The sequence below is a fragment of the Amorphoplanes digitatis genome (assembly GCF_014205335.1).
GTDB classification, from domain to species: domain Bacteria; phylum Actinomycetota; class Actinomycetes; order Mycobacteriales; family Micromonosporaceae; genus Actinoplanes; species Actinoplanes digitatus.
In genome coordinates, this window is sequence record NZ_JACHNH010000001.1 from 27792 (window position 1) to 50079 (window position 22288).

At 71.7% G+C, this 22288-nt stretch carries 22 protein-coding genes; 12 read left to right on the forward strand and 10 right to left on the reverse strand.

Annotated features, from left to right (window positions below; all coding sequences use genetic code 11):
• Positions 1-3 precede the first annotated feature (3 nt).
• The 5 genes from tilS to BJ971_RS00110 all read left to right on the forward strand — a co-directional run bounded on the left by tilS (position 4) and on the right by BJ971_RS00110 (position 5196).
• On the forward strand, positions 4-978 hold the full coding sequence (gene tilS, locus BJ971_RS00090; RefSeq protein WP_184988106.1) for a tRNA lysidine(34) synthetase TilS: 975 nt from the start codon (positions 4-6) through the stop codon (positions 976-978).
• A gap of 126 nt (positions 979-1104) precedes the next feature.
• Complete coding sequence (gene hpt, locus BJ971_RS00095) at positions 1105-1680, forward strand: hypoxanthine phosphoribosyltransferase (RefSeq protein WP_184988109.1); 576 nt, start codon at positions 1105-1107, stop codon at positions 1678-1680.
• A 381-nt stretch (positions 1681-2061) separates the two neighbouring features.
• Positions 2062-4095, forward strand: coding sequence for an ATP-dependent zinc metalloprotease FtsH (ftsH, locus tag BJ971_RS00100; RefSeq protein WP_184988112.1), 2034 nt, complete (start codon positions 2062-2064; stop codon positions 4093-4095).
• A complete protein-coding gene (folE, locus tag BJ971_RS00105) occupies positions 4095-4766 on the forward strand; it encodes a GTP cyclohydrolase I FolE (protein ID WP_184998533.1) in 672 nt (223 codons plus the stop codon). The genes ftsH and folE overlap by 1 nt, the downstream gene beginning before the upstream one ends.
• Positions 4767-4794: 28 nt before the next feature.
• The gene (locus BJ971_RS00110; RefSeq protein ID WP_184988115.1) at positions 4795-5196 is read left to right on the forward strand and encodes a RidA family protein; all 402 of its coding nucleotides are present in this window, start codon (positions 4795-4797) and stop codon (positions 5194-5196) included.
• A gap of 93 nt (positions 5197-5289) precedes the next feature.
• Here BJ971_RS00110 and BJ971_RS00115 read toward each other — a convergent pair whose 3' ends face one another.
• Genes BJ971_RS00115 through BJ971_RS00125 form a run of 3 tightly spaced genes read right to left on the reverse strand, consistent with a single transcriptional unit; the run spans position 5290 to position 8787 of the window.
• Positions 5290-5550: a hypothetical protein gene (locus tag BJ971_RS00115; RefSeq protein WP_184988118.1), complete on the reverse strand. Its 261-nt coding sequence runs from the start codon at positions 5548-5550 to the stop codon at positions 5290-5292.
• 10 nt (positions 5551-5560) lie between these two features.
• Positions 5561-6196 carry a hypothetical protein gene (locus tag BJ971_RS00120; RefSeq protein WP_184988121.1) on the reverse strand — a complete coding sequence of 212 codons (636 nt, stop codon included), beginning with the start codon at positions 6194-6196 and terminating at the stop codon, positions 5561-5563.
• Positions 6193-8787, reverse strand: coding sequence for an FtsK/SpoIIIE domain-containing protein (locus BJ971_RS00125; RefSeq protein WP_184988124.1), 2595 nt, complete (start codon positions 8785-8787; stop codon positions 6193-6195). Before BJ971_RS00125 ends, BJ971_RS00120 begins: the two co-directional genes overlap by 4 nt.
• A gap of 263 nt (positions 8788-9050) precedes the next feature.
• Between BJ971_RS00125 and BJ971_RS00130 the strand changes: the two genes are divergently transcribed.
• Positions 9051-9575, forward strand: coding sequence for a hypothetical protein (locus BJ971_RS00130; RefSeq protein WP_239087511.1), 525 nt, complete (start codon positions 9051-9053; stop codon positions 9573-9575).
• Positions 9576-9582: 7 nt separating this feature from the next.
• On the opposite strand, the gene BJ971_RS00135 is transcribed toward BJ971_RS00130, so the two are convergent.
• From BJ971_RS00135 to BJ971_RS00165, 7 genes are read right to left on the reverse strand one after another with little or no spacing between them, the layout of a single operon-like run.
• Entirely contained in the window at positions 9583-10170 is a 588-nt protein-coding gene (locus BJ971_RS00135; protein WP_377884558.1) for a hypothetical protein, read from the reverse strand.
• An 11-nt stretch (positions 10171-10181) separates the two neighbouring features.
• Positions 10182-11351 carry a M23 family metallopeptidase gene (locus BJ971_RS00140; protein WP_184988130.1) on the reverse strand — a complete coding sequence of 390 codons (1170 nt, stop codon included), beginning with the start codon at positions 11349-11351 and terminating at the stop codon, positions 10182-10184.
• Positions 11315-11866 (reverse strand): hypothetical protein, encoded by a 552-nt coding sequence (locus BJ971_RS00145; RefSeq protein WP_184988133.1) that lies wholly within the window; start codon positions 11864-11866, stop codon positions 11315-11317. The genes BJ971_RS00140 and BJ971_RS00145 overlap by 37 nt, the downstream gene beginning before the upstream one ends.
• Positions 11867-11872: 6 nt before the next feature.
• The gene (locus BJ971_RS00150; protein ID WP_184988136.1) at positions 11873-13828 is read right to left on the reverse strand and encodes a DMT family transporter; all 1956 of its coding nucleotides are present in this window, start codon (positions 13826-13828) and stop codon (positions 11873-11875) included.
• Positions 13829-13830: 2 nt separating this feature from the next.
• Positions 13831-17298 carry an ATP-binding protein gene (locus BJ971_RS00155; protein WP_184988139.1) on the reverse strand — a complete coding sequence of 1156 codons (3468 nt, stop codon included), beginning with the start codon at positions 17296-17298 and terminating at the stop codon, positions 13831-13833.
• Between the two features lie 43 nt (positions 17299-17341).
• Entirely contained in the window at positions 17342-17704 is a 363-nt protein-coding gene (locus BJ971_RS00160; protein WP_184988142.1) for a hypothetical protein, read from the reverse strand.
• Between the two features lie 16 nt (positions 17705-17720).
• Positions 17721-18014, reverse strand: coding sequence for a hypothetical protein (locus BJ971_RS00165; protein ID WP_184988145.1), 294 nt, complete (start codon positions 18012-18014; stop codon positions 17721-17723).
• Positions 18015-18403: 389 nt separating this feature from the next.
• Between BJ971_RS00165 and folP the strand changes: the two genes are divergently transcribed.
• The 6 genes from folP to BJ971_RS00195 all read left to right on the forward strand — a co-directional run bounded on the left by folP (position 18404) and on the right by BJ971_RS00195 (position 22277).
• Entirely contained in the window at positions 18404-19231 is an 828-nt protein-coding gene (gene folP / locus BJ971_RS00170) for a dihydropteroate synthase (protein ID WP_184988148.1), read from the forward strand.
• Positions 19228-19587 (forward strand): dihydroneopterin aldolase, encoded by a 360-nt coding sequence (gene folB, locus BJ971_RS00175; protein WP_184988151.1) that lies wholly within the window; start codon positions 19228-19230, stop codon positions 19585-19587. The genes folP and folB overlap by 4 nt, the downstream gene beginning before the upstream one ends.
• Positions 19584-20111 (forward strand): 2-amino-4-hydroxy-6-hydroxymethyldihydropteridine diphosphokinase, encoded by a 528-nt coding sequence (folK, locus tag BJ971_RS00180; protein ID WP_184988154.1) that lies wholly within the window; start codon positions 19584-19586, stop codon positions 20109-20111. Before folB ends, folK begins: the two co-directional genes overlap by 4 nt.
• A complete protein-coding gene (locus BJ971_RS00185; protein WP_184988157.1) occupies positions 20108-20626 on the forward strand; it encodes a DUF3180 domain-containing protein in 519 nt (172 codons plus the stop codon). The genes folK and BJ971_RS00185 overlap by 4 nt, the downstream gene beginning before the upstream one ends.
• Before the next feature lie 73 nt (positions 20627-20699).
• A complete protein-coding gene (locus BJ971_RS00190; RefSeq protein ID WP_184988160.1) occupies positions 20700-21962 on the forward strand; it encodes an ABC transporter permease in 1263 nt (420 codons plus the stop codon).
• A gap of 30 nt (positions 21963-21992) precedes the next feature.
• On the forward strand, positions 21993-22277 hold the full coding sequence (locus BJ971_RS00195) for a hypothetical protein (RefSeq protein ID WP_184988163.1): 285 nt from the start codon (positions 21993-21995) through the stop codon (positions 22275-22277).
• Positions 22278-22288: the final 11 nt, after the last annotated feature.

The window sequence follows — 22288 nt, forward strand, 5'->3', positions numbered from 1 at the left end:
CGGATGGCCAGGATCCCGCCTCCGGTAGCGACCGTCCGCACCGCCGTCCGGCGCGCACTGCGGCCGGTCGCGGCGCCGGGGCTCGTCCTGGTCGCCTGCTCGGGCGGGGCCGACTCGATGGCGCTCGCGGCGGCGACCGCGTTCGTCGCACCCCGCCTGGGCGTACGCGCCGGGCTGGTGACGGTCGATCACGGGCTACAGGACGGTTCCGCAGCCCGCGCCGCCGACGTGGCGCGCTGGGGCCGGTCCGCCGGGCTGGATCCCGTCGAGGTCGCCGTCGTCGAGGTGACCGGGCGCCCCGGCGGGCCGGAGGCGGCGGCGCGGGACGCGCGCTACGAGGTGCTCTCCGCCGTCGCGCGGCGAACCGGCGCGTCGGCCGTGCTGCTCGGGCACACCCGCGACGACCAGGCCGAGACCGTGCTGCTCGCGCTCGCCCGCGGCGCCGGACCGCGCGGGCTGTCCGGCATGCGGTACCGGCGGGGGATCCTCGTCCGGCCGCTGCTCGACGTCTCCCGGGCCGACACCCGCAAGGCCTGCGCCGCGCTCGGCCTGGTGGCGTGGGAGGACCCGCACAACACCGACCCCGCGTACACCCGGTCCCGGGTGCGGGCGGACGCCCTGCCGGCGCTGATCGCCACCCTGGGGCCCGGCGTGGTCGCGAACCTCGCCCGGACCGCGGGCCTGGTCGCCGCGGACGTCGCCTACCTCGACGGGGTGGCCCGGGCGGCGCTGTCCGCCTGCCGCTCGCCGGCCGGACTGTCCGTCGCGGCCCTGTCGGAGCTGCCGCCGGCCATCCGGACCCGCGTCCTGCACGCCTGGGCCGGTGAGCTGGGCGCGCCCGGCGCTGCCCTCTCGCACCGGCACGTCGTGGCCCTCGACGCCCTGGTCACCGGCTGGCACGGGCAGGGGCCGACCGCGCTGCCCGGCGGGATCGTCGTGGGCCGCCGGGCGGGTGACCTCGTCCGGGTCGACGTGTGACAGTACTCACGGTATGTGGCACCGGTTCGGACACACGGGCCGAATCGCCCCATAACCAGCCATTGGCCGGGGCCTTACCGCCGCCCCCGCCCACGCGAGGCCACCTTCATACGGCACGCTAGGCGAATGGCAGAGGGCTCTTGGTACGACGCCGACATCGACCGCGTGATCATCTCTGAGGATCAGATCCGCGAGAAGACCGAAGAGCTCGCTAAACAGGTCGCCGCGGACTACGCGGACGCCGAGGGCGGCATTCTCCTGGTCTGCGTGCTCAAGGGCGCGGTCATGTTCATGGCGGACTTCGCGCGTGCGCTGGGCCGGCAGGGCCCCTCCTCCGAGATGGAGTTCATGGCGGTCTCGTCCTACGGCTCGGGCACCACGTCCTCCGGGGTGGTGCGCATCCTCAAGGACCTGGACCGCGACATCACCGGGCGGCACGTGGTGATCGTCGAGGACATCGTCGACTCCGGCCTGACCCTGTCCTGGCTGATGAAGTACCTGCGGTCGCGCCAGCCGGAGAGCGTCGAGGTGGTGGCGCTGTTCCGCAAGCCGGAGGCGATCAAGGTGCCGGTGCCGACCAAGTACGTGGGCTTCGACATCCCGAGCGAGTTCGTGGTCGGTTACGGACTCGACTTCGCGGAGCGCTACCGCGAGGTGCCGTACGTGGGAGTGCTCAAGCCCGAGGTCTACGCCCGTAGCTGAACGTACTCCCAGCCGACTCTCAGGAATCGGATGCCGGACCCATCGCTGCGCTGTATTGTCCGGATTTGTTCGTGTTAATCCGGCCGCTTCGCGCGGAACCGCCGTGACCACGGGGGTCGCACGGGCTGGGCTGACGGAGCCGCAAGAGGCACCCACGGTGTACGGTCGAGTGACCGATGGCGCAGTGTCACGAGCGTCGGAGGGTCGGATCGCCCACGGTCGGGCCGGAGTGTTCAGCCGGTGTGGCCCTGGGTCATCGATCCGGCAGCGTCTCCGCGGCCCGGATGCCTTGACACGGTAGCCGGTTGCGGAGACACGTCAACCCAGGTGACCAGGACGCCGATCAGGAGGGTCCGGGCGCATCAGGCGCCCGACAACAGTATGGAACGTACGCGTTTCTTCCGCCGCCCGGTGGTCTGGATCATTCTGGTGATCATCGGTGCGATTGCGCTGAGCACATTCTTCACCAATGGTCCGAGCTACCAGCGAGTCGACACTTCGGTGGTCCTCGAGCGACTCAACCAGCCCGGCATCAAGAACGTCATCCAGAAGGACAAGGAGCAGACGCTCCAACTCGAACTGGCGACGCCCGAGCGGTTCGACAGCAAGACCACGGACAAGATCGAGACCCAGTATCCCTACGAGGTCGGGGACGAGATCTGGAACGACGCCCAGGAGGCGAAGAAGGCGGGCCGGGTAACCGGCACGGTCGACACCACGGTCTCCGGCGACGGCGTCCTGCTGAACCTGCTGTTCAGCCTGCTGCCGGTCGCGATCCTCGTCATCCTGCTGCTGCTGTTCATGTCGCAGATGCAGGGCGGCGGCTCCCGGGTGCTCAACTTCGGCAAGTCCAAGGCCAAGATGCTGACCAAGGACATGCCCAAGACGACGTTCGCCGACGTGGCGGGTGCCGACGAGGCCGTCGAGGAGCTACAGGAGATCAAGGACTTCCTGCAGAACCCGGCGAAATACCAGGCGCTCGGTGCCAAGATCCCCAAGGGCGTGCTGCTCTTCGGCCAGCCCGGCACGGGCAAGACCCTGCTGGCGCGCGCCGTCGCGGGTGAGGCCGGCGTGCCGTTCTATTCGATCTCCGGTTCCGACTTCGTCGAGATGTTCGTCGGCGTCGGCGCAAGCCGCGTCCGCGACCTCTTCGAGCAGGCCAAGGCGAACGCGCCGGCCATCGTCTTCGTCGACGAGATCGACGCGGTCGGCCGGCACCGCGGCGCCGGCATGGGCGGCGGCCACGACGAGCGCGAGCAGACGCTCAACCAGCTGCTCGTCGAGATGGACGGCTTCGACACCAAGGGCGGCGTCATCCTCATCGCCGCCACCAACCGGCCCGACATCCTCGACCCGGCGCTGCTGCGCCCGGGCCGCTTCGACCGCCAGATCCCGGTCGACAACCCGGACATGGAGGGCCGCAAGGCCATCCTGCGGGTGCACGCCAAGGGCAAGCCGTTCACGCCCGACGTCGACCTCGACTCGGTGGCCCGGCGCACACCCGGCTTCTCGGGTGCCGACCTGGCAAACGTGATCAACGAGGCCGCGCTGCTGACGGCCCGTAACGAGAAGCGGGCCATCTCGAACTTCTTCCTCGAGGAAGCGATCGACCGGGTCATCGCCGGCCCGGAGCGGCGCTCGCGCGCGATGAGCGACAACGAGAAGAAGATCACCGCGTACCACGAGGGCGGCCACGCGCTGGTGGCGTACGCGCTGCCGCACTCCGCGCCCGTGCACAAGGTGACGATCCTTCCTCGCGGCCGCTCGCTCGGGCACACCCTGGTTCTGCCGACCGAGGACAAGTACACGCAGACCCGGGCCGAGATGATCGACACGCTGGCGTACGCGCTCGGCGGCCGCGCGGCGGAGGAGCTCGTCTTCCACGAGCCGACCACCGGCGCCGGCAACGACATCGAGAAGGCCTCCGGCCTGGCCCGCGCCATGGTCACCCAGTACGGCATGAGCTCGAAGCTCGGCGCGGTCAAGTACGGCACCAGCGGCGACGAGCCGTTCATGGGCCGCAACATGGGCCACGAGAAGGACTACTCCGACGCCGTCGCCGCCGAGATCGACAGCGAGGTCCGTGCGCTCATCGAACTGGCGCACGACGAGGCGTGGGAGATCCTGGTCGAGTACCGCGACGTCCTCGACAGCATGGTCCTGGAGCTGATGGAGAAGGAGACCATCACTCAGGAGGACATGAACCGCATCTGCGCCCGCGTGGCGAAGCGGCCGCCCATGTCCCCGTTCAACGGATTCGGCAAGCGGCTCCCGTCGGAGGCGCCCCCGGTCCTCACTCCGGCCGAGCGCGACCAGCTCAAGGCGCAGGCCGAGGCCGATGGTCAGGTCGCTGTCGGCGGCGGTAACCCGAGCGCGGGTTCGACGCCGAACGGCTCGGTGGAAGGCAGCATCTGATCGCCGACGCAAGCTCGACGGAGCCCAGCGACTCCGACGACGAGCCCGACTACCTCGCCGCGCGTCTGGTCGACGGCAAGCTCACCGGTACCCCGGTCGAGCACGCCGTCGACCTCGCGCGGATCGAGAAAGCGGTTCGGGAGATCCTCATCGCCATCGGTGAGGACCCGGACCGCGACGGTCTGGCACGCACCCCGGCCCGGGTGGCCCGGGCCTACGCGGAACTCTTCGCCGGCCTGCGGGTCGACCCGGCGAAGGTGCTCACCACGTCGTTCGAGGCGAACCACGAGGAGCTCGTGCTCGTCCGCGACATCGAGATGATGAGCCTCTGCGAGCACCACCTGCTGCCGTTCAAGGGCGTGGCACACGTCGGCTACATCCCGGGCGCCGACGGCCGGATCACCGGCCTGTCGAAGCTGGCCCGGCTCGTCGAGGTCTTCGCCCGGCGGCCACAGGTGCAGGAGCGGCTCACCTCGCAGATCGCCGACCTGCTGATGGAGAAGCTCGGCCCGCGCGGCGTCATCGTGGTCCTCGAGTGCGAGCACATGTGCATGGAGATGCGTGGCATCCGCAAGACCGGCGCCCGCACGGTCACCTCCGCGGTGCGCGGCGCGTTCCAGACCGACGGCAAGGTCCGCGCCGAGGCGATGGCCTTGATAAACGCACGCTGAACCGCGCCGGCTTCGCCATACTGGCGCGATGATCGAGAGATTCAACCCGTCCACCGTGCACGAACCGGCCGGCTACAGCCACGTCACCATCACCTCGGCCGGCCGCCTAGCCCACCTCGCCGGACAGTGCCCGCTCGACCTCTCCGGCCAGGTCGTCGGCCCCGGTGACTTCTCCGCGCAGACCGACCAGGTCATCGCGAACTGCCTCGCCGTCCTCGCCGCCGCCGGCGCACAGCCGTCCGACGTCGCCCGCTCGATCGTCTACGTCGTCAGCCCGGACAGCGGCGTCCTCGCGGCGGTGTGGCAGCGGCTCATGGCCTCCGCCCTCGCGCCCGCCTTCACCACGGCCAGCACGCTGCTCGGCGTGGCCTCGCTCGGCTACACCGGCCAGCTGATCGAGATCGACCTCACCGCGGCCCTGCCGGATTAGCCTTTTTCAACCTGGCCAGGGCGGCAGCTCCCGGCGGAGGCCAACGGCGCGCAAACCTACGGCCCGGCGCCAGGTTGAAAAAGGCTCACCGAATCACACGATCATGCGGTAGGCGTCCGCGCTGTCCATCGCCGACCGGGCCAGCGTCTGCGCCTCGTCCAGGCGGGTCCGCGCCTGCTCCAACTGCGCGACGGCCGCCGCGATCGACGGGTGGAACGAGCCGACCGCGGTCAGCCGCAGCCGGGTCAGCGCCTCATCAAGCTGGTCGGCGACCTGCTGGATGCCCGACACCGCGCGCTGGGTGCCGTCGACCGACGCGGCGACGTTGGCCTTGATCTCTTCGACGCTGGTCAATGCGGCTCCCTCACCTGATGAACGCGAGCAGGCCGACTCCCATGCAGGTCAGCAGCACGGGGGTCAGGCAGGCGATCGCGCCGACGATCGGCGTCCGGTCCACCTTGGCCGAACCGCCGCCGTACACGAAACCGATCGTCAGCCAGCCCAGCCCGAACGCGAGCACCGGCATGCTGAGCCCGCACAGCAGCGCGTACGTGGGCACCGAGCCGGACGGGGCGATCAGGTAGAGCACTATCTGCACGATCAGCACGGCCGCCGCGAACGGGCCGTACACCAGCAGGTTGCGGGCCCACGGCCGCCACGGCGTCGCGTTCGACGGCACCATCGCGGCGTCGGCGGCGTCGGCAGTGCCGCGCGCCTGCCGCAGCGTCGCCAGGATCGCCTCCGGGCCCGCGGCGACGCCCTGCGCCGCCAGCGCCCGCTCGGCCGGGTGCGGCAACAGCGCCTGCTCCGGCACGCCGAGATCCTGCACCAGGCGGGCGCGCTGCGGCGCCAGGCGGGCGCGTACCAGGGCCAGCTCCTGCCGTGCGGCCGAGACGGTCGCCGCCTGCGCGCCCGCCGCGGTGCTCGCGGCCCGCCGCACGGCGTCGAGGCGCTGCGCCGCCGCAACGTAGTCGGCCCAGGCGCCCTGCGACTCCGTCATGCGGGCCCTCCCGAGTCGCTCTCCGGCTGCACGAACGGCACGATCGTCACCGTGCGGTCGGCGTGCCGGTCGTGCAGCAGCGCGCGGTTCTCCCTCGGCTGCCAGTCCAGCGGCTTGCCGAGCATCAGCGACACGTCCTGCCCCGCACAATTCAGGAAGACCAGGCCGGCGACGTCCTCGCGTCCGGCGCTGCCGCCGGTCTCCTCGTTGAACCGGCGCAGCCCGCGCCACCAAGACAGCAGATGCACGCCCCGGCCCGGCCCGTCCCGCAGCAGCTGCCGCAGCCCCGGCAGGCTGCCCGGGCTGACCGCGTCCATGCCGAACACCACCAGATAGCCGGGCCGGTCCAGGTTCAGCTCCGCGGCCAGGCCGGCCGCGGGAACCACGACGACCTCCTGGCGGTGGCCGATCTCGACCGCGAGATCCTTGGCGAGCTCGTCACCCTCGGCGACGAGCGACGAGATCACAAACCTGGCGGTACGGGGTGAGTGGAACGCGGCGACGCTGCGGGCCGCCGCGTCCAGCACCTGGGCGCCGTCCGCACGCGAGCCGAAGATCGCCAGATGCCGCCCCGGCGAGGCGTCCAGCGGGAACGTCGCGGTGGACAGGTTGACGTCGATGACCCGGCCGACAAGCGCCGCCGGGCGCCCGGCCCGGCCCGCGAGCGCCGCCCGGTAGGTCGGGTCGTCGGCGAGATGCTGGTGCGCGTAGCCGGCGAAGATGCGCGGGGCGGGCGACTCCGGGTCGCGGGCACCCCACAGCCGGTGCCGCAGGTCGCTGAGGACCTCGCGGTCGGCGTGCGGGTCGGGGAAGCGCACGATGCGTTCGTGACCGCGGGTCGCGCCCCGCGGGCCGCCGAGGCCGCCGGCCGTGTTGACGACCGCCGTGCCAAGCGGCAGGCCGGCCGCGGAGTCGTTCGTCGGCTCGAGCACGTCGCCGCCGCCCGGCAGCGCGAGGCGGACCGGGAACTGGCCGAAGATCGAGTCGCGCTTCGCGTACAGCGCCTCGACGCCGAGGACGGTCTGGCTGGCCAGGATCAGGTGGATGCCGTACGAGCGGCCCTTGCGGGCGAGCGACTCCAGCAGCTGCACCGCCTCGTTGGCCATCGGGTCGTTGCCGGCCAGCAGCACCTGGAACTCGTCGATGACGCACAGAATCCGCGGCATCGGCCGGCCCCGGCCCTCCTCCGCGGCGACCGCACGCAGATCCGCGAACCGGGTCACCCCGGCCCGCTTGTACGCCACCGAGCGGCGGGTCATCTCCGCGTCCAGTTCGCGCAGCACGGCCAGGCCGTACTCCCGGTCGGACTCGACGCCGACGGCCCGCGCGTGCGGCAGCCAGGTGCGGTCCCGCCGGGTCGGCACGAACTCGGCGAAGGAGACGCCCTCCTTGAAGTCGAGCAGGTAGAGGCCCAGCTCGTCGGGGCTGTAACGGGTGCCGAGGCCGTACAGGACGTTGATGAGCAGGGCGGTCTTGCCGGCGCCGGACCGGCCGCCGACCATCCAGTGCGGAGTCAGATCGTTGAAGCGCAACACCACCGGGGTGTCGCCGTCGTGACCGATCGTGGTGCCGAGCCCGTCCGCGGCGTCCCCGCTCCAGATCTCCTCGGACGGCTCCGGCAGCAGGTCGGCGAGCGTCACCTGCGACGCGGCGGCCGAGTGGGCCGCCAGCTCCCGGCAGACGGTGTCGACCAGGTGCGGCGGCGGATCCTCGTCGAGGAAGACCGGTGCGTTGAGCCAGACCGCCTCCGGGATCGACCCGAACGTCGCGCCGGGCGGGTTGCCGATCACCGCGTACGGGTTGCGGAGCGACACCTGGGTCGTGCGCGGCAGCGGCGCCTGGGTGGTCTCGGCGGTCAGCGGCGGCGGCGGCCAGCCGGCGACGATCAGGTGCAGGCCCGACTCCGGGCCCTGCTGCGCCAGCGCGGCGATCCGGACCAGGTCGGCGCCCTCGGTGAGCTCCGGCAGGCTGGCGATGACAAGCAGCATCATCCGGTCGCGCCGGCTGCGGCGGACGGCGCCGCCCCGCACCGGGCGCAGCCACTTCTCGGCCTCGGTCAGCATCTCGCGCAGCGCGACCCGGTCGGTTGCCGTCGGCGACAACAGGCCGGCGTCGGCAAGCGCCGAGAAGGGTGCGAAGACCGTCCCGCCGCCGGTGCCGTCGACGGCGCGGACGAGCAGCGAGCCGGCGGGCGCCGCGGCCAGCAGGCGCAGCAGCAGGCAGCGCAGCAGGCCCGCGACCCGCGGGTCGCGGGCGTCGGCGTCGACGGTCAGGTGACCGGAGCCGAGCAGCGGTATGACGGCGGGAAAACGGGCGTCGTCGAGCGGCTGCGCGGTACCGAGCCGGACGAACTGCGGCGGGAACTCGCCACCGAGCGGCGTATTCGCGGACTGGGCGTCCAGCGGCGCGCCGAGCCAGCCCGGCGTCAGCTCGCTGGCGGCGGCCCGCAGCTCCTCGGCGAGGTGGTGCTGCTCGAGCGGGTCCGCCGCGGCGGGTGCCTCGGACTCCAGTGCGGCGGCGGCCGCCTGCGCGGCGGCCTCCGCTTGGCGGTGCAGGGCAGCGGCCTGATCGATGCGCCCCGTCGACTCCACCGCCTCACCTCCGTGTGTGCGCTCAAACCGTACCTTGCACCGGTCGTGGCTCAATCCTCCCAGTACGGGTGCGGCGGGCCTCAGCCACTCCTGAGGGGAGAGAACGGGCCGTGAACGGGCGGTGGACGGGTTGGGGGCGGGTCGGGGAGGGGTGCGGGGCCTCTGCCGGCCGGTGGGATACCCCCGAAAGAGAGCGTCCGGGGCGGGCCGGGGCCGGAAGTCCACAGCGGAAACGGCGGGGCGGAACGCATTAGTGTGGAAGGGTGCAGCCGCCTAACTCGCCCCCGCAGCCCGCGCCCTCGCAGCCGGGGCCGGCGCGCCCGCAGGGAAAGTCACGAAATCGCAGGCTGCGGCTCTTCCTGGCGATGGGGGCGGGCATTCTGGCGCTGCTGTGCCTGGGCGGGGTAGGCGTCTTCATCTCGTTCTACGACGAGGCCACCAAGATCGAACGAAGCAAACCGGATGCGGTGGCGGATCAGTTCCTGCGCGCATATCTGGTGAATCGGGACGATAAGGAAGTGTCGCTGTTCACCTGCAAGGCCGGCCCAGAACTGTCGGAGCTGAACGCCTTCAGGACGGACATCGAGAGCCGGGAGGATCGGTTCACCATCGCTATCCGGGTTGACTGGACGAGTCTCAAGATCACCAACGAGGGCGGCTCGACCATGGTGACCACCGATGTTCGTCGGATGATCGCGGACGGCAGTGAACGCACGACCGATACCTGGCAACTCGCGATGGTCGACGAGGACGGATGGCGAGTCTGCGGGGCGACTCAGCTGCCCTGAAGGACGATCATTCGATCCAGAGCAGGTGCACCGGCACCTCCAGGGTCCGGGGTGCCTGACCGCTCCAACCCCAGCGATACCAGTCCAGCTCCGTGGTGACCCGCGCGCAGATGTCGCCCTCGTGGCTGGTGTGCAGTTCGGTCACGGCGCGTAGATCACGCCGCTCGCCGCCGTCCTCGAGCAGCTGCACGACCCGGCGGCCGGTCAGCGCGTCGGCGTCCAGGGCGGCGACGGGATTGCGGCGCGGAGGCTCGTCCAGCGACACCATCCGCGACAGGACGTCCGCCGGCCCGCCGGGCAGCCCGGCCATGCCGAGCTCCTCGACCCAGACGCGCTCGACCGGTACCAGCGGGGCGAACACCTCGGTCTGCTCGGCCTCGGCGCGGTACCACTCGGCCTCGGGCATCACCGGCACATAGGTCCGGCTGCCCTGCACGACCTTCTCGTCGGCGCGCAGGTCGCCGCGCCAGCCGTGGCCGGGCAACCCGATGAGCACCCGGCGGCCGCGCAGCCGCCCGCCCATGATGGCAGGGGTCGGCACGACGGGCCGCGGCGGCTCCGGCGTCCACTCGGACCCCGCGAACGGATCTGGCATCGCACCGCCGGTCATCCCGCACCGCCCAGCGGCGAGCTGTGCTCCGCCATGAACTGCACGGGGTCGACCGCGCTCCTGCTGGACCGGTCGTTGTTGAGGTGCACCTCGAAGTGCAGGTGCGGCCCGGAGGAGTTTCCGCTGGTGCCGCTGGTGGCGACCACCTGCCCGGCCGCGACCTTCTGCCCTGGGCGCAGGTTCGGCCGTTCGACGAGGTGGCAGTAGCGGGTCATGATGTTGCCGGCGTGCCGGATCTCCAGCATCCAGCCGCAGCCGCCCTTGCCGGGGTATCCGGGAACGTCACAGTCCTTCACGCCCCGGAACGTCTCGTCGCACTTGATCCGGGAGACGACGCCGCTCGCCACCGACCGGACCGGGGTGCCGGTGCCGACGATCAGGTCGACGCCCTGGTGACTGGGCCTGCTGGAGGTGCGGAACCCCGAACCCACGACCATCTTCTGCTTGCCCGTGCCCTTGGCCGAGAGGGGGCTGGTCCAGCCGGAGGCGGAGATCTGGTCCGCCGAGGCGCAGACCATCGCCAGGGAGTCGCCGACGGCGTTGGCCGCGCCGTCCGCCAGCGCGTTCACGATCCGCGTGGCGATCGGCTCGTGCTTGGCGTAGGCGTCGGGATAGGCGCTGATCTGCACCCGCTGCGCGGCCCGGGTCAGCGGCAGGCTCTCCCAGCCGTCGACCTCCTGGAGCTTCTCGTAGAACTTCTTCGCGGCGTACCTCGGGTCGGTGACCTCGGCCGGCGTGCCCCAGCCGCTGCTCGGGCGCTGCTGGAACAGGCCGAGCGAGTCGTGGTCGTTGCGGTCGCCCAGGTCGCCCAGGTTGGTGAGCCGGGACTCCTGCATGGCGGTGGCGACGGCGATCACCCACGCCCGCGGCGGAAGCTTCATCTCGGCGCCGACGTTGATGATGATCGCGGCGTTCTTGATCTGCACGGGTCCGTAGGGGCGGACGCGCGGCAGCTTGGACTCGGGGTCGATCGGGCCGCCGGCGCCGCACCCCGCGGAGTACAGGTTCTGGTCGTCGCCGTCGGAGAAGCTGCCGAGCAGGAGCGCGCTCACGCTGCCGCCGCAGCAGAGCAGCGCGAGCGCCGCGACAAGGGCGACGAGCAGCGCCGCCCGGCGGGGCCGCGGCACGTTCACGGCCGTTCCCAGTCGACGCCGTCCACCAGCCATCTGCCGTCCGGCGCCACCAACTGGAGGGTGAGCTTGCCGGAGTCGACGGTGATCACGGCGTTGACCAGGCCGTCACCGATGGGCACCAGGGCCGGCCTGCCGACCACCCGGTCGGCGGGCACGTCGGCCGGATCGACGCCCTCCAGCTCCTCCGACAGATCCTTCGTGGCGTTCGGCACGAGGCCGTCGTGCCAGGTCTTGGCCGACACCTTCTTGTGGTCGACCCAGGCCGCGGCGAACGCGTAGGCCACGGCCTCCGGCTCCGCCGATCCGGGCCGGGTGGTGGGCGACGGTGGGGGGTCGTCGTCGGCGATGACCCCGTCGTCATCATGGCTCGGATCGACGCTGACGGTCGGTGCGGTCGGAACGGCGTCGGTGAGCGGCGGCTGGGGATTCGCACCGTTGAAGAGGCGGCCGATGCCGACCACCGCCAGCACGAGCACCGCGATCACCAGGGCGACACCCCAGCGTGACCGGAAGATTCCGGTGAGGCCGCGTTCGAGAGCTCCGGACATCACTTATCACTTCGCCTCGGAGCGCACGCGCGGCGACGCCGGCTCGCGGGTGGTGCTGCCGGTCTCCGGCCGGTAGATCGCGAAGGAGGCGGGCCGCTCGGCCACGTCCGGCTCCGTCCATGAGGGTGATCGCCGCTGCTTGCCGCCGGCGACCGGTACCGGCCGGTTGTCCGTCGCCGGGGTGTCGTGCGGCGACTCGTTGCCGTCCGGACGGGTCGCGGGAACCGTGCCCTCCCGGGCCGGTGCCGGCGCGGTGTCGCCCCGGCCGATCGCGGCGTGCGCCGGATCCTCCAACCGGGCCTCGGGACGCAGGTTGGTCTGCTCGACGTAGACGCCGCGGCCCTTGCCGATCACGGGTTCCTTGGTGCCGCCGGCGTCGGCCACGTCGAGCTTGGCGGCCTCCCGCACGTCGCGGAAGAACTTGCGGTGCCACGAACCCGCCGAGGTGATCGCCGAGGTGCTGTCCTTGCCGCCGAGCTGGGTGATCCGGCGGTAGGGCCGGAGCAGCAGCCAGCCGACAATGCCGCAGAGCCAGACCAGGACGACCTGGAGCCACCCGGCCAGGCTGGCCGTATTCATGATCAGGTCGACGGCGAACAGGTAGATGGCCGCGCCCGTTCCGAAGATGGCGATGTTGAACAGCGCCGCCACGACGGCGTTGGCGAGCCGCCGGATCCCGGAGCTCGCCGGCCGCAGCAGGCCGATGGTGCCGAGGATCGGTGCCGCGATGACGGCCCACCGGAAGATCAGGAAGCCGAGCAGCACCAGCAGCGACGCCGTGAGGTCGAACATGGCGAACATGACCGAGGCCAGCACCGCGATGAAGCCCGCGCCGATCCGGTCCATCCCGTTGACGCCGCGGAGATATTCGTAGGCCTCCGGGTCCTCCCGCTGGATCTGCTCGGCGACCTTCTCCCACTGCTTGTTCTTGGCGGCGATGGTGGGTGTCCGGGTGTCCGGGTTGTCGCGCATCTTCTGCGCTTCGTCCCAGGTGAAGGAGCGCGCGTCATACAGGGCGCGCCCGTACTTCTGCGCGGTGACGCTGTCGGCCGATCCGAGAAGCCCGCGAAGCCAGTTGCGGTAGAGCATCGTGTCGGTCGCGGTGTCGCTGGCGCGGACGGCCGGTGGACGGTTGTCCTTGCAGGCATCGGCCTTGCCAAGCTTGCAGCCGATGGTGGTATCGCCGTCCTGGGGACGCGGGCCGACCGCGTCGTGCACCACGCCCAGCGAGGTGACGAGGCTCTGGTCGGCGATGTTTGCGGACTTGACCGGCCACGCCGCGATGGCCGTCACCGCGACCATGACCAGGATCGCCCAGCCCGCCGTCGTCGTCGCCGCGCCCATGTCGGCCTGCTGCGACCGCCAGATCAGGTAGAGACCGACCACGGCGAGGGTGACGATCCCGAAAACGCTGAAGACCTTCTCGTAGACGGCCTTGGTGGCCTGATCCACCAGCGGGTCGGCCCAGCCCCAGAGCTCCTGGGGGTCCCAGGCCCGCTCGCGCAGGGCGTTCGAGGCGCCGATGACCGCCGTCGCGACCATGAACTCGCCGTTGGCGACCGTCGTCTCGAACTTGAACTCCGGGTCGATCAGCGTGGACGCGCAGCCGCCCTCGAGGTCGTAGGTGGTGTAGCTGTAGCCGGCGTATCCGTACTGGCTGTAGATGCCCTGCGGGCCGGGCAGGGTGGAGGACTCCGGGCGCTCGGCGAACCAGCCGGCCAGGCCCGAGTCCGGCGCGCTCGGCGTGGGGGGCTTGAGGCACTCCGCGCGGTCGCTGGCTACGTCGGTCAGCCGGTTGACGCAGGCCTTGAAGTCCTGTTTCCACTCGTCCGTGCTGCATGCGCCGCCGGGGGCCTGGCGGGGTCCGGCCGTCGCGGGCGAAGGCGCGGCCACCGCCCACGCCACGCTCGCCACCAGCGCCACCAGCACTGTCAGCACCAGTGCGCACCCCCGCCGGACCATTGTCAGACCTCCAGGTCGGTCAGGGACGGAAGGGCTGTCGGTGTCGCCTTGGCCGCCGTCGGCGTCGTGTCCAGGTGCTCGAGGAGGCCGTCCACGTACGACACGTCGACGCGGACCTTCTGGACCCGGCCGTCGACGTCGCGCATCACGAACTCGCGGAAGCCGAGGCGGGTCGACGACGAGGCGTCGGCCTGGGACAGCGAGGCCAGCGTGGCCTCGTAGCCGTCGTGCACCGGGACCCGGAGCAGCCGTAGCGCCTCGGAGGCGATCTCCTGGTCCTCGGCGATGCGGCCGACGAAGACGGTCGACACCAGGTTCTGGACGTCGAGGCCGAGGATGTCGCGCGGGTTCTGCGAGGCCACGAACGCCGCCAGGTTCCATTTACGGGAGTCGCGGGCGAGGCGGACCAGGAACGAGCGGCCCGAGCGCCAGCCCTCCATGAAGTGCGCCTCGTCCAGGCCGACCATTTTGCGCGCCGACATCGAGCCGCCGTAGCAGCGCCGGACCGCGAGGCGGTGTGCCGTGTGCAGCATCGGCAGGGCCAGGGACTCCTCCGCCGACCAGTACTCGCGCTCGATCTTCAGGTCCGGCAGGCGCAGGCCGGCCATCGTGATGACGGTGAGCGCCGAGTCGGCGCCGAGCAGGTGTTCCGGCGGGCGGCCGAAGAACAGCAGCGCCAGGGGCATCTCGGCGGTGTCCAGCAGCAGGTTGGCCAGCTCCGCGCCGTTTTCGTCCAGGGTTTGCAGGGTGGCGACCACGTCGTCGAGCGTCGAGGTCTCCTCGGCGGGGACCTGGCGTACCGCGTGCCGCAGCAGCGTCGCGGTGGTCGCCTCCTTGGCCACCTGCGGCGGCACCAGCATCGAGCAGATGTCCTGCACCAGCATGCGGCGCTCGGCGCGGGCGTTGGAGACCGCGATCTCGTACTCCCGGTCGCCGGCGGGGCCGGTCGGGAATTCGGTGCGGACCGGGGTCGGGATCAACGAGTACGGCGCCAGCGTGCCCTGCTCCGACCCGGTCAGGTTCAGCACCCGCGAGTACGGCCGCAGCTCCGGCATCGCGCACAGCCGGGCCAGCGGGCCCGACGGGTCGAGCAGGGTCACCTGGACGCCGCGGCGCGCGTTCAGGTATCCCAGCGCGCCCATCAGCGTCGACTTGCCACCGCCGGGCTCGGCAACGAGCACGCCGAGGCCGGAGCGCTCGCGCACCTCCATCGGGAAGTGCAGGTCGAGGAAGACGGGGCGCCGGCAGGTTCCCGACGTGCGGCCGATCAGGTCGCCACGCCGGTCGCCCACGTTGGACGCCGCCTGGGGCAGCGCCGCGGCCAGCAGCTTGACCGGCATCCGCCGCACGTAGCCGGTGTTGGCGATCGGCTCGCCGGGTATGAACTCGCGGGCGAGCTGGTCCTGGTTCTTCGGGTGCTGGAGCGAGATGCGCAGCTCGCGGGAGTAGAGCTGGATCAGGCGCCGGGCCCGCTCCAGGCACTCCTCGCGGCTGCGGCCGCCGACCGCGATCCGGTGCCAGCCGTGTGCCCGGGCGGACTCCACCGGCAGGCCGGTGGTCATCTCGTCGCCGATGACCAGCGCGCGCTTGGCGAGGCGCTCCAGCTCCGGCGGGGCGTCGATGCCGTGCTCCGCGTAGTCGAGCTGCTGGGAGCGGATCATCCGGAGCCGGTGCTCGAGGTTCTTGAAGGAGCTGTTGGAGCCGAGGATGTCGATGCGTGAGGAGAGCTCCATCGGCCACGGCAGGCGCTCGTGGAAGTGCATCCACGGCTCGTGCTTCTCCGGGATCTCCAGCGGCTCCATCCGGCCGACGGAGAGGACGGCGACGTGCCGCTCCTCGCCGGTCATCCGGTTGACCAGCTTCACGGTCGAGCCGTACGGGGTGCGGTAGCGCTCGACCTGCTCGGTCAGGGCCAGCAGGTCGCCGCGCTCCCAGTGGCCGTTCGAGATCGGCGAGAGCGGGCCGGGCGGGGCCATGCAGAGCGCGACCGAGCGGAAGAGCAGCCACTCCAGCTCCGGCGGGGTGACCCGGCGGCCGCGCATGCCGAACGCGTTGAGCACCTCGTCGAACTGCTCGACGGTGCGGCCGAGCTTGCGGCGTTCGGAGTCGGAGGTGCCCTTGCCGAACATCCGCAGGATGCGCTCGGAGAACGTGTCGCCGAGCGAGCGGCGGGCGAAGGTGACGCCGAGGTAGGTCTGTCCCTCGGCGTGGTTGACGGAGAGCAGGTGGCGCTGCGCCGAGACGAGGTGGTCCGACCACGAGGTGGCGCCGGAGACGTCGGGCAGCGGCTTCGCCGTGTGCGAGTCGACGGTGCGGGCCCACTCGTCGGCCGGGAAGGGCCGGTTGGTGCGGCGCAGGTGCAGCCGGAAGCCGGCCAGGCCCGCGTACTGCTCGGAGATCGCGGCGAGCAGCGCCTCGCGCTCGGCGTCGGGCCGGAAGGCCCAGCGCACCTCGGGCAGCGAGTACCAGGCCGTGACCGTGCCCTGTGTGAACGTCAGGTGCCCGGCGATCTCGCTGATCTCCAGCTCGATGGCGGGGTCGCGGTCGCTGAACTTGAGCTTGTGCGGGCGCAGCGCCGCGGCCTTCGGGCGGACCGCCGGCAGGTTCGCCGGCTCGTCGCGGTCCTTGTTCTTGCGGCCCCTGCGCTTGGCGGGCGCCTTTTCGCGGGTGGCCGGCGCCCGCTCCGGCATCGGCGCGGGCAGGTCGGCGTGCACCTCGGACCCGGGCACCAGCGGGCCGTACGGCTCGACCGGGCGTACCGGCGTCACGCCGGGCGAGACGGTCTGCCAGAGCGGCGGGGTCTGCACGGGCAGGACGGGTGCGGGATCGGGCCGGTGCGCGACGGGCGCCGCGGCGACCACGGGCAGCGCGCCGGGGCGGGCCTCCTCCGGCCAGTCGTCGAAGTCGGACTCGGGCGCCTCGCGCTCGTCGTAGAAGTCGGCCTGCGGCCCGACCGGCGCCCGCATGAAGGGCGAGACGGGTGCGTCGGCGGGGCGGAGGTCGCCGGGTGGCGGCACCGGTGGCGGGGGCGCGACCAGTGACTCGGGCGCGGGCGTCTCGGTGACGGGTGCGACGGGGGCGGCCCCGGGGCCGGCGGCGGGCGGCGCGGACGTCTGGCGGCGCTCGTCCGCGCCGTCGAAGTCGAAGCCGAAGTCGAAGTCGGCGTCCGGGTCGTCGGGCGGCGGCTCGACCGGCGCGGCCGGACCGGGTACCGGCTTCGCGGCGGGTGTGCCGCCGAAGAGATCGAGGAACGGCGAATCGATGTCCATCGGGTCGACCTGCGGGCCGCCGTTGGTGCGCGGCCGGACCGGCTGCGGTGCCTGGAACACCGCTACCGCGCCGTGCCCCGGGCCGGGCACCTGTTCAAGATTCTCATCTGGAGAGTAGTGGTCTGGTCGCACACCGTTACTCTGTCTGCCCGTAATGTGGGCGTCCGCGCGGGAATGCCCGGGCGGTGGGGAAGCGGTCATGAACGGGCCCCGTTCGGGCATGCAGCGTGAGAGGCGAAACTGGTCATACCAACTCCTCCCGAACCCGGATGCGCGTGGCGACAAGTCTCGGGTCGCGCTGTTCGACGGCAGGCTCGCGGGTGCGGCGCCAGTCGGTGAGCGCGGTACGGATGACCATGCGGGCGGGGCGGTCGGGGTCGACGTGCCGGAACACGTAGGACGTCGTGACCATGGCCAGGGCGATCTCCCAGGCGGGGAAGGCGTCGAACTCCCAGGTCAGCATGTAGTGCAAAAACACGAACAAAGGTACTAGTAGGACGAACATTCCGTACTGCGCATATGGCAGGTGCAGGGGCAGCGTGTACCCGGGCGGGCCCAGGTAGACCAGGCGTGCCCGGTAGATGTCGTCATCGGTGCGCAGCCGCATGTGTCCGCCCGCGGCCTCAGGTGAAGATGAGGTCGATGAGGAAATCGCCGACGAAGAACAGCGTCGCGGCGCCCGCGATGAAGGCGAGGCCGACGATGGCGATCGCGGAACTGGTCAGCACCTTGGAGATCTCGCCGCGGCTCGCCCGGCCGATGAAGATGACGCCGAGGACGGCCAGCAGGATCGGTGCGATGTTGCTGGCGAAGAAGGTGACGACGCCCTCGGTGTTGATGCCCTTGGGATCGGGGGCCGCCAGGGTGCCTTGGTGCACGGTTGCCGCGACCTGCGCGACGAGCTCTGTGGCGATCATCGGTAAACCTCCCGGGTGCCTGGCGTGAGGGCGCCGAGCACACTGCAGTAATAAAGCCTCGCTGACGGCAACGCCCATATGGTGCTACTTACAGCTCACCACGTCGAGTGAGCTGTTCGGGGCGCTCCTGTCCTACCCAAAGCCCGTCTGCTCTCTTCGGTCCTTCAATGATGCCCAGGTCTGAAGAGTACGGGCCGTACTTCTTACCTACAAGCTGCCCGATTCGTTACCGAAGGTAAAGGCGTGACTGAACATGAGTCATGTGCGATCGTACGCCTGTTCGAAAACCTGCGGGCCGGTACCGTCTTCCTGTGAGCGACACGAGCGATAGCGCCACTTCGGTTCAGTTCAGTGGCGCCCGGTTGCTCCAGCAAGATCACCCGGTAGTGATGGGCGTACTCAACGTCACCCCGGATTCCTTCTCCGACGGCGGCCGTTTCGCCGACGTCGACGCGGCCGTCGCGTACGGCGTGCGGCTGCGCGGTGAGGGCGCCGACATCATCGACATCGGTGGCGAGTCCACCCGTCCGGGTGCCGAACGCGTGGACGGCCCGACCGAGATCGCCCGGGTGCTTCCGGTGATCAAGGAGCTGGCCGCCGCCGGGGTGCCGCTGAGCATCGACACCACCCGGGCCGAGGTCGCGGCGGCCGCCCTGGCGGCGGGCGCGGTGGTGGTCAACGACGTCTCCGGCGGCCTGGCCGACCCGGGCATGGCCGCCGTCATCGCGGCGGCCGGCTGCCCTTGGGTCCTCATGCACTGGCGTGGCCACTCCCGCCGGATGCTCGACCTGGCGACCTATACCGACGTCGTCGCGGAGGTCCGCGACGAGCTGCTGCGGCGGGTGGACGACGCGGTCGCGGCCGGCGTCGACCCTGCCCGGCTGATCCTCGACCCGGGACTCGGCTTCGCCAAGCACGCCGAGCACAACTGGGCGCTCAGCGCGCACCTCGGCGAGCTGGTCGCGCTCGGCCGCCCGGTGCTCTTCGCGGCGAGCCGCAAGACCTACCTCGGCCGGTTGCTCGCCGGGCCCGACGGCGAGCCGCGGGGCGTCGACGGCCGCGAGGCGGCGACGATAGCGACGTCCGTGCTGGCCGTCGCCGCGGGGGCCTGGGGCGTCCGCGTGCACGACGTGCGCGCGACCGTGGACGCCCTGGCCGTGTGGCGCGCCACCGGCAGCCCGCGTTTCCAAAGATCAGATTCCGGGGGTACGCGGTGAGCGACCGCATCAGACTGGGCGGCCTGAAGGCCAGGGGCCACCACGGCGTGTACGACTTCGAGCGCCGCGACGGCCAGGACTTCGTGGTCGACGTCGAGCTGGAGCTGGACCTGGCCCGGGCCGCGGCCACCGACGACGTCGCCGACACCGTCCACTACGGCGAGCTGGCCGGCGCCCTGGTCGAGGTGATCACGGGCGAGCCGGTCAACCTGATCGAGACCCTGGCCGAGCGGCTCGCGACGGTCTGCCTTGCCGACGCCCGGGTCGCCGCCGCGACCGTCACCGTGCACAAGCCGCAGGCGCCGATACCGCACGAGTTCGCCGACGTGTCGGTCACCGTCCGGCGCGCCCGATGACCCGGGCGATCCTCTCGCTGGGCAGCAACCTCGGCGACCGGTACGCGCACCTGAAGGACGCCGTCGCGGGGCTGGGCGACAGCGTCCTGCTGACCTCCGGCGTCTACGAGACGCCGCCGTGGGGCGACGCCGACCAGCCGGCGTACCTGAACGCGGTCCTGCTGGTCGCCGACCCGGCGGCGGACCCGGCCGGCTGGCTGGAGCGGGCCCGGGCGCTGGAACGGGCCGCCGACCGGGTCCGCGACCCGCAGCGGCGGTTCGGGCCGCGCACGCTCGACGTCGACGTCATCGCGGCCTGGCAGCAGGACGGCACGCCGGTGCTCAGCGACGATGTGGAGCTCACCCTCCCGCATCCCCGGGCGCACCTGCGCGCGTTCGTCCTCAAGCCCTGGCTCGACCTCCAGCCGTACGCCCGGCTGCCCGGACACGGCTGGGTCACCGACCTGTTGAACTCGCCCGAGCTCACGGCCGACGCGAACGCACTGACCCCGCGGCCCGATCTGCCGTTAGAGTCACTGGAGTGAGCAGCAACCCCGGCGGTGGAACGCCCGATCCGTCGTTGCGGCCGACCAGCATCTCGACGCTGGTGGTCGCCGGGCTGGCCGCGGCCGCGGTCGGCTGGCTGCTGCTGAGCTCGTTCTACGCGCAGATGCCGCGGCTGCCGTGGCTGCCGATCATGGTGCTCACGGCGCTGGCGATCGCCGAGGCCTTCCTCGCGCAGAACACCGGCTCCCGGATCCAGCACAAGCCCGGCGCGGCGCGCGTCGACCCGCTCGCGGTGGCGCGCTACGCCGTGCTCGCCAAGGCGTCCTCGCTGTCGGGCGCCCTCTTCGGTGGCTTCTCCGCCGGCCTGCTGGCCTGGCTGTGGCTGGAGCCGACCCGGGCCGCCCGCGACGACGTTCCCGCGGCGATCGCCGGTGTGGTCTCCTCGCTGGCGCTGGTGTGTGCGGCGCTGTGGCTCGAGCGCTCCTGCCGCGTACCGGAACGACCCGACCAGAAGGACGGTGGCGAGTCGGACCGGTCCGCCGGTCGGTCCTGATCTTTAGCGGTTCAGTACTTGAACCGAAGCCGGTTCGCGTACGTATGCTGTGCCGCGGCGAAGGAGGCGCGTGATGGCCTACGACGACACGACATATCGTCGTGACACCAGCGACCGGGCAGAGAGCAACCCGGCCGCGTACCGGGCCGGAGTGGCGGCCGCGGACTATCGCACCAACCGCCGTGACCTCGACACCGAAGACGTCGATCTCGGGGGCGGCGAGCCACCGACCGAGCCGCTGCGCGGCGACGGATCGGACGACGGCGGACGGGACCGGCTCGGCATCCACATCGGCTGGGAGATCCTCCTGCTGCTGGCGGTCGCCGCGATCGCCATCCTGCAATACCGGCTCGATCCCACCAGCCTGCGCCGGCCCGCCCTGGACACCCTGCTGATCTCGGGTGCCGCGATCGGCCTGCTGGCCCTCGGCGCCGGGCTGACGCTGCGCGCCGGCGTACCGAATCTCGCGCTCGGCCCGATCGCGCTCGCCGGCGCGCTGCACTTCGCCGAGAACGGCGACGACGGCCTGGTGCAGGCCGCCGTGCCGGCGCTGATCATCGCCGCCGGCGGCGGTCTGCTGGTGGCGCTGTTCGTGATCGTCCTGCACGTGCCCGGGTGGATCACGTCGCTCGGCGCGGCGATGGGCGTCGTCGTCTACGACCAGCTGCGTACGGCGCCGGTCGCCGTGCAGGGCGGCTACGACCCGTCAGACCACGCGTTCTACCTCTTCGGCGGCTTCGCGCTGCTCGCGGTCATCGGCGGCGCGCTCGGCACGGTCACGCCGATCCGCCGGATGGTCGGCCGGCTGCGCCCGTCCGGCGATCCGGCCGTGCGCCGGGGTGCCGCCGCGGCGCTGCCGGTGATCGCCGCGCTGGTGCTCTCCTCGGCGTTCGCGGTCAGCGCCGGCATCCTGATGGCGGCGCAGTCGACCGCGCCGATCCGCCCCGGCACCGGGCTGGAGTGGACGGGCATCGCGTTCGGCACCGCCCTGCTCGCCGGCACCAGCGCGTACGGCCGGCGCGGCGGCATCTTCGGCACCCTGCTGGCGGTCGCCGGGATCACGCTGTTCATCGACTACGCGGAGCGGCGCGACCTCGACATCGCGCTGTTCGCCATCGCGGGCTGCACGATCGCCGCCGGGCTGATCGTGAGCCGGCTGGTCGAGACGTACGGGCGGCCGCTGCCCGTGCCCGCGATCGGCGAGGACTGGAACGCCGCCGCCTCGACGGGCACCACCTGGTCGCCCGACATGCCGGAGACGTGGGCGACCTCGACGACGCCGCCGGAGACCGCCGTGGGTCGCTGGGACGAGGGCCCGTGGGGCAGCGCTCGCTGATCGAGCGGCAATCCACCCTATGCTGACACCATGACCGACTCGACCTTCGCCGAGCTTGACGCCCTGCCGACCGAGGAACTGCGCGAGCGCGCCTTCGCGAGGGCCCGGGAGCGGCACGACCTCAAGTTCTTCTGGTCGGTGTTCCGGCACCTGCCGGACGCGGACGAGGCCGAATCGCTGGACGGCGCGCCGAACTCGGTCGGTCCGACGATCGATGAGGCGGTCGCGCTGTGGCGCGAGTTGACTGGGCACGGGTTCGGCGAGCAGGAGCCTCTGCTGCGGGCGGCGTTCATCGACTACCTGCAAAAGCACTGATTTACCCGCAA